The sequence below is a fragment of the Achromobacter sp. ES-001 genome, from assembly GCF_019448355.1.
Lineage (GTDB): Bacteria > Pseudomonadota > Gammaproteobacteria > Burkholderiales > Burkholderiaceae_B > Achromobacter > Achromobacter spanius_B.
In genome coordinates this window covers 683,069-698,867 of sequence record NZ_CP079940.1, presented here as the reverse complement: position 1 = coordinate 698,867, position 15,799 = coordinate 683,069, and the positions used below count along the sequence as shown (strand labels likewise).

The window sequence follows — 15,799 nt, the reverse complement described above, 5'->3', positions numbered from 1 at the left end:
TTTCCACGACATTTCCGTTACGATAAAGATACTATCCATCGGAATTCCCGATAATTCATGCGCCACTCTCTTGAATCCCTGGCCGCGTTCGCCCAGGTTGCCTCTGAAGGCTCGTTTTCGGCCGCTGCCCGCAAACTGGGCAAGAGCCAGTCCACCATCAGCGAAACCATCGCCAACCTGGAAGTAGACCTTAACGTCACGCTGTTCAACCGCAGCCAGCGGCAACCCGCGCTGACCGAAGCAGGTCAGGTGCTGCTGGGCCAGGCCTTGCAGGTGCTGGCCGCGAACGATCGCTTCAACCGCAGCGCCAATCAGTTGGCCGACGGGCTTGAGCCCCGGCTGACCGTGGTGCTGTCGGACACGTTCCAGTCCAAGACCTTTGAGAACATGCTCAGCCAGATCGACCAGCGCTACCCCGCACTGCGCTTCGAATGCCTGATTGCGGAGTATGAAGACGTGGTGGCGTTGGTGCAGCAAGGCCGCGCGCACCTGGGCCTGATGGCGGCGCAAGACGACTACCCCCCGGACGTGGCGCATGCGACGCTGCCGGAACGATCGGAAATCGTGCTGTGCGTGGGTCGCGGCCACCCGCTAGCAGACCGTCCCGCCGTCAGCAACGACGAGCTCAAGACGCACCGCGAATTGCGGCTCAGCACTTACGAACTGGACGACAAGGACACGGCGCCGCCCCACGCAACGTGGTCCGCGCCCGGCTATCTGATGCTGCTGGAAATGGCCAGCCTGGGGTTCGGCTGGACCGAACTGCCTCGCTGGATGATTCAGCGTTTTGGCCGCGACCAATTGGTGGAACTGACGGTGCCCGGCTGGCCGCGCCACATACGCGTTGACGCCGTGTGGTCGACCCGCCGCGCGCTGGGGCCGGCGGGGGCATGGTTGCTGGAAAGCCTGACCCGGGCAGACAACACGCCGGCATGATGCCCGCGCGGCGTAGCGATCAGTGCGTGGGCAGACGTGAAATGCGCACGCCGTTGGCGTTCATCCAATCACCGAGTTTGGGGCTGGCCAACACGTCGAATTCAGCGCGCCGTTGGCGCGACATGGCACTGCCCTCTTGGCTATTCATTGCGGGATGGCACATCAGCAGATCCCCATCGCGCGCGTTGAACAGCCAGTTCTGCAGCAGGCCGGCATAGCGCCGCTTGCCGCCGTCGAATCCATACACGCCCAGCAGCCGGCGATTGGTGCGCAGGCCGTCGCGGCTTGCCTGACGCGCCAGCGCTGCCGCCCCCAACGCGCCGATGATGCGCGCCTTGATCGCTTCCTTCATGGGGATGCCGCTAAGCATGCCCGGCGCCGTCTGACGCAGCCACGGGCGTTGTTCGCCAAAGCGCCGCTTCAGTTGCGCCAGCACTTGATCGCGCACGCCCGGCAACTGGTGCACGTGTTGATGGCCGTCGATATAGTCGGGCGCGCGCCCCAGGGCGGCTTCAAAGGCGTCGAACTGGCGGTTCAATTGCGTTTGCACCCAGGCCGCGTCCAGTCGCCCTGTGTACGCGCTGATGATGAGCTTGCTCAAGGACGGCATCGGTTCGGCATCCGCGCCCAGCGACTCGGACAGGTTCACATGCAAGCCGATATCCACGTTGCGCGCGCCAAGCCGGCGAGCGTTGGCGGCAAACGTCGGGCCAAGCGACAAGCAGCTGACAGCGCTGATGCGCCCCATGTCGGCCAACGCAATCATGCCTTCATCGATGTCGGCATTCATGCCAAAATCGTCGCCGCAGACTATGACTCGTTTGCTCATTGCATTTCCTCGCAGTTCCATTCCACTTGGGCACTCATGCGCGCCTTGCTTCGTCAGATCAGCCTGTTTGTCGCCGTCGGATGCGCGGCTGCCGCCACCCATTGGGCGGTGGCTGTCGGCTGCGTCGAAGCCTTCGCCCTGCCCCCGCTGGCCGCCAACCTGATCGGCTGGCTGGTCGCCTTCGTTGTATCTTTTGCCGGCCACTATCGGCTTACGTTCAGACATGCCCAAATACCCTGGACCATAGCGATCCGCCGTTTCTTTTTCATTTCAGCGGCGGGCTTTTTCATCAACGAATCGGCCTACGCGCTGCTGCTGCACACCACCAGCATCCGCTACGACGTGTTGCTGGCATTGATCTTGATCGGGCTGGCGTTCGCCACGTTCATCGCGAGCCGTCTGTGGGCGTTTCGCAAGCCCACCGCGTAATGGTTGCGATGCAATGCAAGGCATTGGCGGGTGCCCGCGCGCTGCGCGGCGGCGCAAGAATCAGAGGGGCCGCGCGCCGCTGTCGGCGGGCCGCCCTTGGCGGCGGCGCACCACGTACAGCGGCCGGCCTTTGACTTCGTCAAAGATGCGGGCAACGTATTCGCCCACCACACCCAACGAAATCAGGTTCACGCCGGCAAAGAACAGCACGGCGGTGACGATGGTGGTCCAGCCAGACACGGGATTGCCCGACAGCAGATAATCGCCCACCAGATAAGCGGCGTAAGACATCGCCACCAACGCGAACGCCACGCCAACCAGGCTGACCAAACGCAGCGGCCAGGTCGTGAAGGCGGTCAAACCATCCAAGGCCAGACGGAACAGGCGCAGCCCGCTGAAGCGGCTATTGCCATGCATGCGTTCGTCCGGCGTGTAGGGCAACGCTTCGCCCTTGAAACCGACCCAGGCGTACAAACCCTTCATGAAGCGCGTGCGCTCGGGCAATGCGTTCAGCGCATCGACCACGCCACGGTCCATCAGGCGGAAGTCGCCTGCATGCGCCGGCACATCCACGCCGCGCGCGCTGCTCAGCAGCTTGTAGAACCACCGTGCGCCAGATCGCTTCAACCACGATTCGTCTTGACGCGTTTCGCGCACGGCATAAACCATTTCGGCGCCTGCCGCCCAGCGTGCCAGCATCTGTTCGATCAACGCCGGCGGGTGTTGCAGGTCGGCGTCCAGGCAGATCACCGCGTCGCCGGTGGCCGCTTCCAGCCCTGCGCTAAGCGCGGCTTCCTTGCCGAAATTGCGGGATAGCTGGACGTAGCGAAAACCCTCGTGCTGAGTCCATTCGCCCATCAATGATTCCGTGCCGTCCGTGCTGCCATCGTCGGCCACGATGATTTCCCAGCGCGTGCACAGCGCCTGCAAACGGCTGCGCAACAGCGGCAACAAGACGCGCAGGTTTTCGGCTTCGTTCAGGCACGGGATGACGCACGTCACGCAGGCGTCGTAAGGCACCACGGCAGCCTTGCCGGACCAAAGCGCTTCCAGAGGATACGTTTTGGCCAGCACTTGCGAAGGAATCGGATCGGGCCGGTATTGGATGTGCATAAGACGAAAGGGCTGGGAATACGGGAATGCTATGACCGGCAGTATGCGTAGCGTCTCGTCGAATTTTCATGAAATGCCTGCGACACGGCGCCGAGGCAGGAACGCCCCCGCAGTTCCCTCTTCCGTCACTTCGCGCGCACCGGTTTTTGACCAACCGGTCTTTATCCGACCCCTATTTCCTGACCCCATTGAACCGACGTTTCTTCCCGCATCGGTAAAATGCGCGGCTGTTTTGTCCCTACAGGTAGTCATGCAATACCGAGTCCGCCCTATGCTGGCCAGCGACGTGGACGGCATCTTGGATGCCCAGACCCTGGCCTACCCCGACTTCCTGCTTGAAAGCGCGGAGTTCTTCTTAAACCGCTTGCAGCTTGCGCCTGATCATTGCTGGGTGGCGTCCGCGCCTGACAGCAGCACCCTGCTGGGTTACCTGGTTTCGTATCCCTGGGATGCCGGGCTGCCCCCGGCGCTGGGCGTGGCGTTGACAGCATTGCCTTCGCCGGCCAAACACTGGTTCGTGCACGACTGCGCCGTGGTCCCGCGCGCGCAAGGGCATGGCGTGGCCCAGTCCCTGCTGCAAACGGGCGCTGCGCGCGCAATGCAAAGCGGCTTGCGTCGCGCCAGTCTGGTTTCATTGCAGTCCGCGGTGGGCTATTGGCTGCGCCACGGCTATCGGCCGGTGTCCGCCATGGACGGCACGCGCGATCTGGCCGACAAGTTGGCGGGCTACGGCCCCGACGCCCGCTACATGACGCGCGACTTCCCGCTGTAGCCCCTTGCTGTAGCCCCTTGCTGTAGCCCCTTATTTGCGAGGGCCTTGCACGACTGGCCCCGCGAGTTGCCGCTTTCCTATACATCGCCAATTCGCGGTCGTAATATAGGGCCGCAATCCCGAACGATGTGGCGGCAACGGTTCCGATAGTCCGACTTGCTGCGCCCTGCCGGGGCGCGAAGGTTCTTATGATTTCCCTTTCGCCCGTTCAATCTTTGCTTGCCTGCTGCCTGGTGCTGGTCATCGGCCGCGTGCTTACCACCCGTATCGGCATCCTGCGCCGATACAGCATCCCCGACCCTATTGTTGGCGGCCTGTTGTTCGCGATCCTGGCGTATGCGCTGGCGAACTGGGGCGGCGTCTCGGTCTCGCTGGAAACCAGCATCCGGCCGACGCTGCTGCTGCTGTTCTTCGGCTCTATCGGGCTGACCGCCAATCTGAAACTGCTGGCCAAGGGCGGCCCCCGGCTGATCGCGTTCCTGTTGGCGCTGATTCCCTTCTTGATTCTGCAAAACGCCGTCGGGCTGGGCATGGCCTGGCTGCTTGATATGCACCCGCTGATGGGCCTGCTGGGCGGCACCATCACGCTGGTGGGCGGGCACGGAACCGGCGCGGCCTATGCCACGCGCTTTGCCGACTTCAACAACATCCAGGATGTCATGGCGTTGGCCATGACATCCGCCACCTTGGGCCTGGTGCTGGGCGGCGTGGTCGGCGGCCCCGTCGCGGAATGGCTCATGCGCCGGCACAAACTGCAAGGCAGTCTGGACCACAAGGCCGGCGACGGCCAGGTCGCGCCCGACCTTGCCGAACCCGCCGAACCGCCCACCGCCGGTTCGTTCATTGTGTCGATGACCGCCGCCTTCGTCTGCCTGGTCGTCGGCGGCTACCTGGCCATGCTGGTCGAGGGCGCGCCCGTGAGCCTGCCCAATTTCTTGTGGTGCCTGGCCACCGGTGTGCTGATCCGCAACGGCGGCGCGCGCCTGGGGCTGAAGCTGGACGACCGGGCCACCGAAATCATCGGAACGATTTCCTTGTCGCTGTTCCTGGGCATGACGATGATGACGCTGGACCTGTCCAGCGTGGCCCGCCTGGCCGGCCCGCTGGCCTTGATGCTGGTCGTGCAAACCCTGTTCTGCGCGCTGTACGCTGCCTGGGTGGTGTTCCGGTTGCTCAAGCGCGACTACGAGGCGGCCATCATGTCGGCGGCGTTCTGCGGCTTTGGCCTGGGCGCCACCGCCACCGCCATCGCCAACATGCAGGCGCTGACGCGCCGTCACGGACCCGCGCCGGAAGCCTTCATCGTGGTGCCGGTCACCGGCGCGTTCCTGGTCGACATCCTGAACGTGATCGTGCTGACGTCGCTGATCTCCTTGCCCTTCGTAGGGGGGATGTGACCATGTTCAAACGCCTGGTACTGATCGCGTTCTGCCTGCTGCTGGCCGCCTGCGGCCGCGCCCCCGACGCCGACGCGCTGCGCACGGACGTCGACACCGCCCTGGCCACCACGTACGGCCAGGGCCTGTTCCGCATCACCGATCTCAAGCGCAGGGGTTCAGCCAGCGACAGCACGGCCCCCGCCGGTGAAAGCCGACGCGTGGTGTATTACGACGTGGAATTGACCTTGGGCCGGGATATGACCCTGGGCGCCTGGGACCAGCCCGGCGCGGCCTCGCTGGTGACATTGCTGGGCGCGGGCCCGCGCAGCATCATCGGCGTGAAGTCCGGCGGCAACCAGGCCGGGGACCGCATCGTCGCGCACGCCAGCGCTATCTACCGTAAAGAAGGCGATACCTGGAAGCTCATTACGCCCGCCGGTTTCAAAGCCGCCGAGGCGCCGTCGCTGGATACGGGCGCGCCCCCGCCCGTTACGCGGCAGTTGCTGGACACGCTCGACCAGATCACCCATTCCGTGGCCTACAGCGCATCGAGCACCGCGCAGAACGTGGTGCAGCAAGAGCTGGAACGCTCGGTGGCGCGCATCAACGGCCGGCTGGCGCGGTTGCAACAAGGCTATCCGCTGGCGGGTGGGCCAGACCGCGGCGAATATGTGGCGTTTGCCCGCGCGCTGAGCGCCGTGGCGCGCGCCCGGCAGATCCGCGTCACCCCGCTGATCACCGGTGGCGGCGCCGAGAACATCGCCCTGCTGCGCAGCGGCGACGCCGTGGTCGGCCTGGCGCAGGCCGACACCGCGCGCCTGGCTTACGAGGGTCGCGGCCCATTCGCCGACCAGGGGCCGTTCAGCGGCCTGCGCGCGCTGGGCAGCTTGTATCCCGAACTTGTCCACATCGTGGTGCGTGATGATCCGGCGTTGCGCAGCGTGCGCGACTTGAAGGGCAAGAAGATTGCGCTGGGCCCCGAGGGCTCGGCGGTGCGCGCCACGTTGCAAGCGGTGCTGTCCGCCCATGGCCTGGAGCCGGGGCGCGACTACACGGTCATCGACACGCCTTTCGCGGCGTCCTTGCCCGCGCTGAACGCCGGGACGGTCGATGCCGCCGCACAGGTCATCGGCGTGCCCGCCACGCCACTGCGCGACGCGCTGACCGAGGCGCGCTTGAAGCTGCTGCCGCTGGACCCGGCCGCCATCAAGTCCTTGACCGGCAACGACAGCGCCCTGATGCCCCTGGAGATTGCCGCGGACACCTATCCCAACCAAACCGCTCCGGTTGCCACGGTGGGCACCGCCGCACTGATGCTGACCACGGCAAACCTGACCCGGGATGAAGCCTTGATGGTGGTTCGCGCCGTCTACCAGACCGGCCAGGACTTGCTGGCGGCCGGCTCGGCGCAGGGCGCGCAGGTGTCGATCGCCAATGCGCGACGCGGCCTGACCGTCCCGTTGCACGACGGGGCCGAAGAAGGCCTGGCCGCGTTGGAACTCGCCAAACCGCGCTGATCCGGATGCGCTTATGATTGCGCTCCTAATCAGGAATTTCCATGAATAAATTTGATCTTCAAAAAACCCAGGCCCTGAAGCTGGCCGGCCAGCTCAAGGCATCCGCCACCCCCGACCGCTTCGGCGTCGCTTCTCAAGCGCCCGACCGCCGCGAGCAGCGCAAGCTGGATCAGGCGGCCGGCCTGGTGCCGTTTCCGTTGAAGCTGTCGCAGGCGCACGCCGACAAGCTGCGCGCGCTGGCTGCCGAACGTGGCGTGTCCGCGAACGACATCGTGGCCGAAATCCTGCAAAAAGCGCTGGGCGAATAAGCGTTTATGCACATCTGGGTCGATGCGGACGCGTGTCCCGTGGTCATCAAGGACATCTTGTTCCGCGCCGCGCAGCGCTGGCAGGTGCCGGTGACCCTGGTCGCCAACCAGCCACTGTCCACGCCGCCTTCGCCGCTGATCCGCGCAGTGCAGGTGCCGCGCGGTTTTGACGTGGCGGACGCGCACATCGTTGAACGCGCCGAGCCGGGCGATCTCGTCATCACCGCTGACATCCCGCTGGCCGCCGACGTGCTGGCCAAAGGGGCGATGGCGCTGAACCCGCGAGGCGAACGCTATTCACCCGAAACCATCCGGGAACGGCTGGCGGTGCGCGACATGATGGAAGAATTGCGGGCAAGCGGGATCGACACGGGAGGCCCGTCGTCATTCAGCCAAGCCGACCGCAAGGCGTTCGCTAACCAGCTGGACACCTTGCTGGCACGGTTAAACAAGAAAGCGCCTGAACAGTAAAGGCCTGAACAGGGAAGGCCTTAATAAAACGTGACGTAGGCCTTGTAAATGATGGTGCCTATGGCGGTGATCAAGCCCAGGCCCATCAAGCCCATCCCGATATTGCGATCGCGCATCCCGAAACCGATCAGCATCAGCGCCACGCCCGTGACGATGATGATCAACATGGTATTGGTGTTCGGCGGCATGGACGTCTCCTATGCTCGGGCATCCGGCAGGCCGTCAAAAGGCATTTCTTTTGCAGGCGGCACCGTGAAGCCATCATAAGCGCCTGCTAACGCATCGGCACGCAAGGCTGAAAGGCATTTTTGCGCCAGATCAACAAGCTTTGATCCCCAAACGCGATCCGCAAAGACGATCCACAAACCCGGCGTGCCCCCCTGCGTCCAACCCCTGCGTCCAACCCCGGCGCGCGCCCCGGCACCCACCCCTGCACACACAAAGCTGACGGGCACAAAAAAGCCAACCGATTAAGGTTGGCCTGTTTTGCTTTCTTTTTTCTTTTTTCTCTTTCAGTCTTTATGCCAAAGACGCCTGGCAGGTCAGCAACAACTAAATGCTATCTACAAGCCTTCGTGTCGCCTTCCAAGGGTCTTTGGTGGGTGGTACAAGTTTCGAACTTGTGACCCCTGCCGTGTGAAGGCAGTGCTCTACCACTGAGCTAACCACCCTGAAAGAGGCGAAATAATAGCATGTTTTTTAAAACGTGCGCAAGTCGAAGTTCGCACGCCGCAAGCCGGGTCGGCAATAGCCTTTATGCCGCCACCGGCGCATCCAGCTTGCGCCAGACGCATTCGCCGTTCACCGACTTGTCCAACGCCGCCAGATAGGCCTCGTGTTCGGCCAGCTCTTCGTCGCTAGCCTTGATGACCACCAGCCCCGACGCATCGAATTTGGCCAGCACGATCCCATCGCTGCCCGCGCCGTCGTTGTCGTCCACGTCGATCAGCAACGCATCCTGCCCGCGCGTCATGGCCAGCCAGACTTCGGCCAGCAACTGCGAGTCAAGCAATGCGCCGTGCAGCGTACGGTGCGCGTTGGAAATGCCGAAGCGGTCGCACAAGGCGTCCAGCGAATTGCGCTTGCCGGGGAACAGCGACCGGGCGTGCAGCAGGGAATCGGTGACCGTCTCGCAGTAATCGGTGATCGGGCCGCGGCCCGTCTTGGCCAGCTCGGCGTTGAAGAACTTCACGTCGAACGCGGCGTTGTGCGCGATCAGCTCCGCGCCCTGGATGAATTTGACGAATTCGTCCGCCACGTCGGCAAAGCGCGGCTTGTCGGACAGGAATTCCGTCGTCAGTCCGTGCACGGCCAAGGCCTCGGGGTCGCTGTCGCGATCCGGGTTCAGGTAGATGTGCAGGTTGTTGCCGGTGGACATCCGGTTGACCATTTCCACACAACCGATTTCAACGATGCGATGACCCTGGGCAGGGTCCAGTCCGGTGGTTTCCGTGTCAAAGATGATCTGGCGCATGACTTATTCCGACGCTGCATTGGCCGAGGCCGGCGGCGTCTGACCGCCCGGCGGATGGGCCGGAGGGTGCTCTGCGCTGCCGGCATGGCCGGGTTTCTTGCGTGCGGTGGCAATCAGCGTGTAGGCCACCGGCACGACGAACAAGGTCAGTAGTGTACCCAGCAACAGGCCGCCCACCAGCACCCAGCCGATCTGCTGGCGGGATTCCGCCCCCGCGCCGGTGGACAGGGCCAGCGGCACCGTGCCCAGCACCATCGCGCCCGTCGTCATCAAAATGGGGCGCAAGCGCAGCACGCTGGCCTCGGTCACGGCGGCGAACAGTTCGCGGCCCTCGTCGCGCAGCTGGTTGGTAAATTCCACGATCAGGATGCCGTGCTTGGTAATCAGCCCCACCAGCGTGATCAGGCCGATCTGGCTGTAGATGGACAACGTGCCCCCCGTCAGCCACAGCGCCAGCAACGCGCCCGTCATCGACAGCGGCACCGACAGCATGATGATGAACGGGTTACGCCAGCTTTCGAACTGCGCCGCCAGCACCAGGTAGATGAAGGCCAGCGCCATGCCGAACACCAGATAGATGCTGCCGGACGAATCGCGGAATTCGCGCGATTGCCCGTCCAGATCGGTGATGGTCGTATTGGGCAGGACGTCTCGCGCCACCTGATGCATGTGCGTCAGGACCTCGCCCAGCGCATAGCCGGGCGCGACCGCCGCGTCGATCTTGACGGCGCGCAAGCGGTTGAAGTGGTTCAGCGATTGCGGCGACACGCCTTCGTGCACGCCCAGCAAATTGTCCAGCTGCACCATGCTGCCATCGCGGGCACGCACATAGATGCCGGAAATATCCGTGGGCGTGGCGCGGTCGCGCGGGGTGACCTGCACGATCACGTCGTACTGCTCGCCCTCATCCTTGTAACGCGTGACCTGACGCCCGCCCAGCATCGTTTCCAGCGTGCGCCCCACGGTGTCCACGTTGGCGCCCACGTCCGCCATCTTGTCGCGGTCAACGCGCACACGCAGTTCGGGCGTGTTCAGGCGCAGGTCCGTGTCCAGGTTCAACAGGCCCGGATACTTGCGCAGTTCCGTCAGGAAGACATCGGTCAGGCGGGCCAGCTCGGCGTACGACGCCTGGCTCATGATGATGAATTCCACCGGCTTCGAGCGCGCGGACTGCCCCAGCGATGGGGGGTTCGTCGGAAACGCCCGCACGCCGGGCAGCGAGGCGAATTGCGGCTGCAACTGCTGCGTGATGGCCTGCTGCTTGCGGTCGCGCTCTTCCCAAGGTTTCAGGCGCAGGATTGCCGTGCCGTCCGTCACGGTTGGAAAGCCCACCGTGACCTGGCTGCCGCTGGCTTCCGAAATTTCTGAATAGAATTTTTCGATGCCCAGCATGCTGTCCAGCGTGTAGTTCAACGTGGCGCCTTCCGGCGAGCTTACGATGCCGAACACCACGCCGCGATCCTCGATGGGCGCCAATTCGCTTTTGACCACCTTGAACAACACGCCGCTGCCCAACGCCACCGCCACGCCGATCATCACCACCAGCCAGCGGTGACGCAACGACGCCCCCAACAGGCGGCGGTAGCCGTTGCTCATGCCGTTGAGCCAGCCTTCGATCAGGTTGTACCAGCGGCTGTGGCTGCTTTGATGGCGCAGCAGCACCGAGCACATCATCGGCGTCAGCGTCAGCGCCACGAAGCCCGACACCAGCACCGCACCGGCCAGGGCCAGCGCGAACTCAATGAACAGGCGCCCCGTGCGGCCCGTGGCAAAGGCCAGCGGCGCGTACACGGTGACCAGCGTCATCGTCATGGCCACCACCGCGAAGCCGATTTCCTTGGAGCCCCGCAACGCCGCTTCCTTGCGCGGCATGCCTTCTTCGATGTGCCGATAAATGTTCTCCAGCACCACGATGGCGTCGTCCACCACCAGGCCGATGGCCAGCACCATGGCCAGCAAGGTCAGCGTGTTGATCGAAAACCCGAAGAAATACATCAGGGCGCAGGCGCCCACCAGCGACACGGGGATGGTGACGATGGGAATGATGCTGGCGCGCAGATTGCGCAGGAAAAAGAAGATCACCAGCACCACCAGGATGATGGCTTCGCCGATGGTGTGGAAAACCGAATCGATCGACCGTTCGATGAACACCGACGAGTCGTACGCGATGGTCAGCTTCATGCCCGCCGGCAAGGTTTCGTTCAGGCGTTCGACCTCGTGGCGCGCCGCCTTGGACAGTTCCAGCGGGTTGGCCGTGGATTGCCGCGTCACGCCGATGTTGATGGCCGGCTTGCCGTTAAAGCGCGACAGCACCCGGTCACTGGCCGCGCCGATCTCGACCTTGGAGACGTCGCGCAACCGGACCGGATAGCCTTTCACGTTGGCCACGATCACGTCTTCGAACTGCGCGGGCGTTTGCAGGTCGGTGGACGACACCACCGAGAATTCACGCGCGCGCGACTCGATGCGGCCGGCCGGGATCTCGACGTTCTGGCTGCGCAGCGCGGCCTCCACCTCTTGCACGGTCAGGCCGTAGGCGGCGAGCTTGTCACGGTCCACATAGATGCGCATGGACGGCAGGCGTTCGCCAAACACCCGCACCTCGGCCGCGCCGGGCAGCACGGACAGGCGCGTCTTGATGTAGCGGTTGATGTAGTCGGACGTCTGGATCGCCGAGTACGAACCCGATTCCACCGCGATATAGATGATGGGCTGCGAATCGGCCTCGACCTTGCCGATGATGGGCTCGTCGATTTCATCCGGCAGGAAGCGGCGCGCGCGCGATACCTTGTCGCGCACTTCGGCCGCCGCCGCATCCGGGTTGCGCGACAGGTTGAACTTGATGTTGATCAGGCTGCGCTCGGACCGGCTGCGCGAAGTCATCACGTCCACGCCTTCGATGCCCGCCAGCTGGTCCTCCAGCGGCTTGGTCACCTGCGATTCAATCACCTCGGGCGAGGCGCCCTTGTAGGTGGTGTCCACCGACACGATCGGCTCGTCGATCTTGGGATATTCGCGCACCGTCAGCCGCGAATAAGAGATCAGGCCGATCAGGACGATGATCAGCGACAGAACCGACGCAAACACCGGCCGCTTGATGCAGGTTTCCGAGATACGCATTGCGTCACCGCTAAAAAGAGTAGGTGGCCGGGCTCACGAGCCGCTGCCCACGACGTTCACCGCGCCGCCGTCCGTGACGCGCTGTATGCCCGCCACCACCAGTTGATCGCCCACCGCAACGCCGGTCAGGATTTCGACGCGGCCTTCGCGGCGCTCGCCGATGGTCACTTCGCGCTTCTCGGCGCGGCCATCCTTGACCCGGTAAACGTACTGTGTTTCGCCCGATGGCGACAACGCCGCTTCCGGTGCGACCAGCGCCTTGTCCTGGTTGAACAGCAGCTGCACGCGGGCGAACATGCCTGGCCGCAGCAAGGCGTCTTTGTTGGCGACGGTGGCGCGCAGCAGGATGGACCGGCCGCCCGCGTCGACCAGCGGGCTGACGGCATACACCTGCCCTTGCCGTTCCTGGCCGGGCAGCGCGTCCAGGCGCAGCGTCAGTTGCTGGCCCACGCCCACTTTGCTCAAGTACATTTCGGGCACGCGAAAGTCCACCTTCAAGGGGTCGATGGCTTCCAGCGGCGCCAGGTCCTGCCCCTGGTTGACGTAGTCGCCCACGGACACGCTGCGCAGCCCGACGATGCCGGCGAACGGCGCCGATATCGTCATCTTGTCCAGCCTTGCCTGCGCCAGCGCCACGGCGGCTTCCTGCACCTTCAGCGTGCTGGCGGACTCGTCGCGCGCCTGCTGGCTGACGAAGCCCTTGCCCTGCAATTCCACGGCGCGCCGGTAATGGCTTTGCGCCAGCGTCAAGTTGGCTCGGGCCTGCGCCAGCTCGGCGCGCGGCACGGAATCATCCAGCCGGATCAGCACCTGGCCCCGGGCCACCGGCTGGCCTTCCTTGAATTCAATCGCCTGGATCCGGCCCACCACCTCGGGCCGCAGCACGACGGACTCGTCCGAACGCAGGCTGCCCACGGCGGACAGGCCCCGGGCAAACGGAATTTCTTTAACGGAAGCGACCTCGACCCGAACGGGCGCGGCCGGCGCAGCGGCCGGCTTGGCGGTCGCCTGGACGGTGGGCGAGGCGCCGGGCGGGAGCCAGCGCGGCACGAACACGCCCAATGCGGCCCCCGCGGCCAACCCGGCCGCGACGGCGGTCAGCAGTACAGCTTTTTTCATGCGCGTATGTGGCGGTGGTGCGGCGCGCACCGTATTCCCCACCTGGACGGCGCCGCGGGAACTGGAATGGGGGAAGGCACTGTAGCACCCGAATTTACATACTGGAACAATCCAGACGCCGGATGAAACGACTAAATCCGCCTCACAAGGCGGATTTCAGGGTATATCCCGATGCCGTCAGCGGACGCGGTCAGGCCCGGCGGGCCAGATCCACGCCCAGATTGGCCAATTGGTCGGCGCGTTCGTTGCCTTCGTCGCCGTTGTGGCCACGCACCCAGCGCCACGACACCTGATGCCGCTGCACCTGCTCATCCAGCGCCTGCCAGAGCTCGGCGTTCTTGACCGGCTTTTTCTCGGCCGTCATCCAGCCGCGCCGCTTCCAGTTCACCAGCCATTCCGTCATGCCCTTCATCACGTACTGCGAGTCCGTGTGGATGGTGACGACGCAGGTGCGCTTGAGCGCCCGCAGGCCCTCGATGACCGCCATCAGTTCCATGCGGTTATTGGTGGTTTGCAGCTCGCCGCCATGCAGGGTTTTTTCGTGGCCGCCGGCGCGCAGCAATACGCCCCAACCGCCCGGGCCGGGGTTGCCCTTGCAGGCCCCGTCCGTCCACATGTCCACTTTCTGATCGATCGCTTTGTTGTCCTGCATGGTGCTGCTTTGAAATCCTTGTTCGTGCAATGTAAAACGGCCGCCGCCCGCTCTCAGGAAGGGTCGAAGCCGTCGTCCGCCTGGCGGTTGACCACCACCGAGGCGGCGCGCGCCCGCTTGGGCTTGGTTTTCCAGGCCGGGCCGATGATACGCATGCCGGCCACGCGTTTCACGGCCGACACCATATACACCGCGCCGCCCAGGCTCCACCAGCGTGCGCCCGCGGATTCCAGAAAGCCCCAGCGTTGCAGCCACTTTTCGCTGCGGCAAGCCGGTGCATAGCAGCCGAAATGGCTGTCGTCGACTTCCAGGGACAACAGCTTGAACCAGTCTTTCAAACGCGCCAGCGACACCTGGGCCGACGGCGGCTGCGGCAGCCAGGGCTCCATGCCGGGCATGCGCGTGCGCGCGCCCCACATGCTCCAGGGGTTAAAGCCCGAAATGACGACCCGGCCTTCCGGCACCAGCACGCGTTCCACTTCGCGCAGCACGTTGTGCGGGTCCTGTGTACATTCAAACGCATGCGGCAGGATCAGAAGATCGACGCTTTGCGATTCGAACGGCAAGGCCTCGGGTTCGGCCAGCACCACGCGCGACTGCCAGGCGGCGGTACTTTCGGGCGACGGGGTCTCGGTGCCCACATAGCCCTTGAAGGGCATGCGGTTGGCGCGCAGCAGGTTCATGTCGGCCAGGCCGACCTGCCAGGCATAATAGCCAAACACATCCGCGACAGCCGCGTCGAACTGGGCCCGTTCCCAGGCCAGGGCGTACTGCCCCGGTGGCGTCTGGAACCATTCGGCCAGTTCTACAATCGGCGGTGTTTCTTCTGCCACGTTCTATTCCTTCGAATCTCATGCAAGCCTTGACCGCCCCCGCAGGCGGCCGCGAGCAACATGCCGCGGTCTTGCCTCTACCCGCCTTCACCGACAACTACATCTGGGCCATCGTCCATGGCGAAAATGCCGCCGTGGTGGACCCGGGCGAAGCGGGTCCGGTGCTGCGATGGCTTGAGCAGGAAGGCTTGAGGCTGCGCGCCATTCTACTCACGCACCATCATGGCGACCATGTGGGCGGTGTACTTGAATTGTCACGCATGGCGGACCTTACCGTATACGGTCCGGCCCGCGAAACATTGCCGCGCTGCGATGTTCCCCTGGCCGAGGGTGACCGGGTGACGCTGCCCGAACTGGACCTGGATCTGACGGTGCTGGATGTGCCGGGACACACCGCCGGGCACATCGCGTACACGGGCCGGGCAGCCGGGATAGAACCGGTCCTGTTCTGTGGCGACACCCTGTTTGCGGGCGGCTGCGGCCGGCTTTTCGAGGGAACTCCCGCGCAAATGCATGATTCCTTGGAAAAATTTTCCGTTTTACCGCCAGATACACAGGTTTTTTGCGCGCACGAGTACACTCTAGCCAACTTGCGCTGGGCATTGGCTGTGGATCCCGCCAATCGCACCCTGCATCAGTGGTATCAGCGAGCCCAGCAATTACGAGCAGAAGGTCTTCCCACGCTTCCGTCGACAATCGGTCAGGAACGCGCGACGAACCCGTTTTTGCGTACGCAGCAAGTGGACGTGATCCGTGCCGCATCCAACTGGGCCGGAAACAATCAACCTACGCCGGTAGAGGTGTTTGCCTCCCTGCGTGAATGGAAGAACGATTTCAAGTGACCGCC

16 protein-coding genes and 1 tRNA gene are annotated in these 15,799 nt (G+C 64.2%); 8 read left to right on the top strand and 9 right to left on the bottom strand.

Annotated elements, in window-relative coordinates:
* Positions 1 to 57: 57 nt before the first annotated feature.
* Positions 58 to 936 (top strand): LysR family transcriptional regulator, encoded by an 879-nt coding sequence (locus tag KYT87_RS03060; RefSeq protein WP_104145140.1) that lies wholly within the window; start codon positions 58 to 60, stop codon positions 934 to 936.
* Positions 937 to 955: 19 nt separating this feature from the next.
* Here KYT87_RS03060 and KYT87_RS03055 read toward each other — a convergent pair whose 3' ends face one another.
* Positions 956 to 1,765, bottom strand: a complete 810-nt coding sequence (locus tag KYT87_RS03055) for a ChbG/HpnK family deacetylase (RefSeq protein ID WP_052946068.1) — start codon at positions 1,763 to 1,765, stop codon at positions 956 to 958.
* A 36-nt stretch (positions 1,766 to 1,801) separates the two neighbouring features.
* On the opposite strand from KYT87_RS03055, the gene KYT87_RS03050 reads away from it, so the two are divergent.
* Entirely contained in the window at positions 1,802 to 2,194 is a 393-nt protein-coding gene (locus KYT87_RS03050; protein WP_082134564.1) for a GtrA family protein, read from the top strand.
* Positions 2,195 to 2,254: 60 nt separating this feature from the next.
* Here KYT87_RS03050 and KYT87_RS03045 read toward each other — a convergent pair whose 3' ends face one another.
* On the bottom strand, positions 2,255 to 3,307 hold the full coding sequence (locus KYT87_RS03045) for a glycosyltransferase family 2 protein (protein WP_046806143.1): 1,053 nt from the start codon (positions 3,305 to 3,307) through the stop codon (positions 2,255 to 2,257).
* Positions 3,308 to 3,578: 271 nt separating this feature from the next.
* Here KYT87_RS03045 and KYT87_RS03040 point away from each other — a divergent pair, with 271 nt between their 5' ends.
* The 5 genes from KYT87_RS03040 (at position 3,579) to KYT87_RS03020 (ending at position 7,754) form a co-directional block, all read left to right on the top strand.
* The gene (locus KYT87_RS03040; protein WP_219991680.1) at positions 3,579 to 4,079 is read left to right on the top strand and encodes an N-acetyltransferase; all 501 of its coding nucleotides are present in this window, start codon (positions 3,579 to 3,581) and stop codon (positions 4,077 to 4,079) included.
* A gap of 188 nt (positions 4,080 to 4,267) precedes the next feature.
* Complete coding sequence (gene gltS / locus KYT87_RS03035; RefSeq protein WP_104145142.1) at positions 4,268 to 5,476, top strand: sodium/glutamate symporter; 1,209 nt, start codon at positions 4,268 to 4,270, stop codon at positions 5,474 to 5,476.
* Entirely contained in the window at positions 5,473 to 6,975 is a 1,503-nt protein-coding gene (locus tag KYT87_RS03030) for a TAXI family TRAP transporter solute-binding subunit (protein WP_046806140.1), read from the top strand. The genes gltS and KYT87_RS03030 overlap by 4 nt, the downstream gene beginning before the upstream one ends.
* 41 nt (positions 6,976 to 7,016) lie before the next feature.
* Positions 7,017 to 7,283: a hypothetical protein gene (locus KYT87_RS03025; protein ID WP_104145144.1), complete on the top strand. Its 267-nt coding sequence runs from the start codon at positions 7,017 to 7,019 to the stop codon at positions 7,281 to 7,283.
* 6 nt (positions 7,284 to 7,289) lie between these two features.
* Positions 7,290 to 7,754 carry a YaiI/YqxD family protein gene (locus KYT87_RS03020; protein WP_104145145.1) on the top strand — a complete coding sequence of 155 codons (465 nt, stop codon included), beginning with the start codon at positions 7,290 to 7,292 and terminating at the stop codon, positions 7,752 to 7,754.
* Between the two features lie 20 nt (positions 7,755 to 7,774).
* On the opposite strand, the gene KYT87_RS03015 is transcribed toward KYT87_RS03020, so the two are convergent.
* The 7 genes from KYT87_RS03015 to KYT87_RS02985 form a co-directional block, all read right to left on the bottom strand.
* On the bottom strand, positions 7,775 to 7,942 hold the full coding sequence (locus KYT87_RS03015; protein ID WP_046806137.1) for a hypothetical protein: 168 nt from the start codon (positions 7,940 to 7,942) through the stop codon (positions 7,775 to 7,777).
* A 408-nt stretch (positions 7,943 to 8,350) separates the two neighbouring features.
* Positions 8,351 to 8,425 (bottom strand) — tRNA-Val (locus KYT87_RS03010).
* An 83-nt stretch (positions 8,426 to 8,508) separates the two neighbouring features.
* Positions 8,509 to 9,228 (bottom strand): DNA polymerase III subunit epsilon, encoded by a 720-nt coding sequence (gene dnaQ, locus KYT87_RS03005; RefSeq protein WP_046806136.1) that lies wholly within the window; start codon positions 9,226 to 9,228, stop codon positions 8,509 to 8,511.
* 3 nt (positions 9,229 to 9,231) lie between these two features.
* On the bottom strand, positions 9,232 to 12,348 hold the full coding sequence (locus tag KYT87_RS03000) for an efflux RND transporter permease subunit (RefSeq protein WP_046806135.1): 3,117 nt from the start codon (positions 12,346 to 12,348) through the stop codon (positions 9,232 to 9,234).
* A 33-nt stretch (positions 12,349 to 12,381) separates the two neighbouring features.
* Complete coding sequence (locus tag KYT87_RS02995) at positions 12,382 to 13,467, bottom strand: efflux RND transporter periplasmic adaptor subunit (RefSeq protein WP_219991679.1); 1,086 nt, start codon at positions 13,465 to 13,467, stop codon at positions 12,382 to 12,384.
* Positions 13,468 to 13,657: 190 nt separating this feature from the next.
* The gene (gene rnhA, locus KYT87_RS02990) at positions 13,658 to 14,119 is read right to left on the bottom strand and encodes a ribonuclease HI (RefSeq protein WP_046806169.1); all 462 of its coding nucleotides are present in this window, start codon (positions 14,117 to 14,119) and stop codon (positions 13,658 to 13,660) included.
* 53 nt (positions 14,120 to 14,172) lie between these two features.
* Positions 14,173 to 14,952 (bottom strand): class I SAM-dependent methyltransferase, encoded by a 780-nt coding sequence (locus KYT87_RS02985; RefSeq protein WP_046806133.1) that lies wholly within the window; start codon positions 14,950 to 14,952, stop codon positions 14,173 to 14,175.
* Between the two features lie 20 nt (positions 14,953 to 14,972).
* On the opposite strand from KYT87_RS02985, the gene gloB reads away from it, so the two are divergent.
* A complete protein-coding gene (gloB, locus tag KYT87_RS02980; RefSeq protein ID WP_219991678.1) occupies positions 14,973 to 15,794 on the top strand; it encodes a hydroxyacylglutathione hydrolase in 822 nt (273 codons plus the stop codon).
* Positions 15,795 to 15,799: the final 5 nt, after the last annotated feature.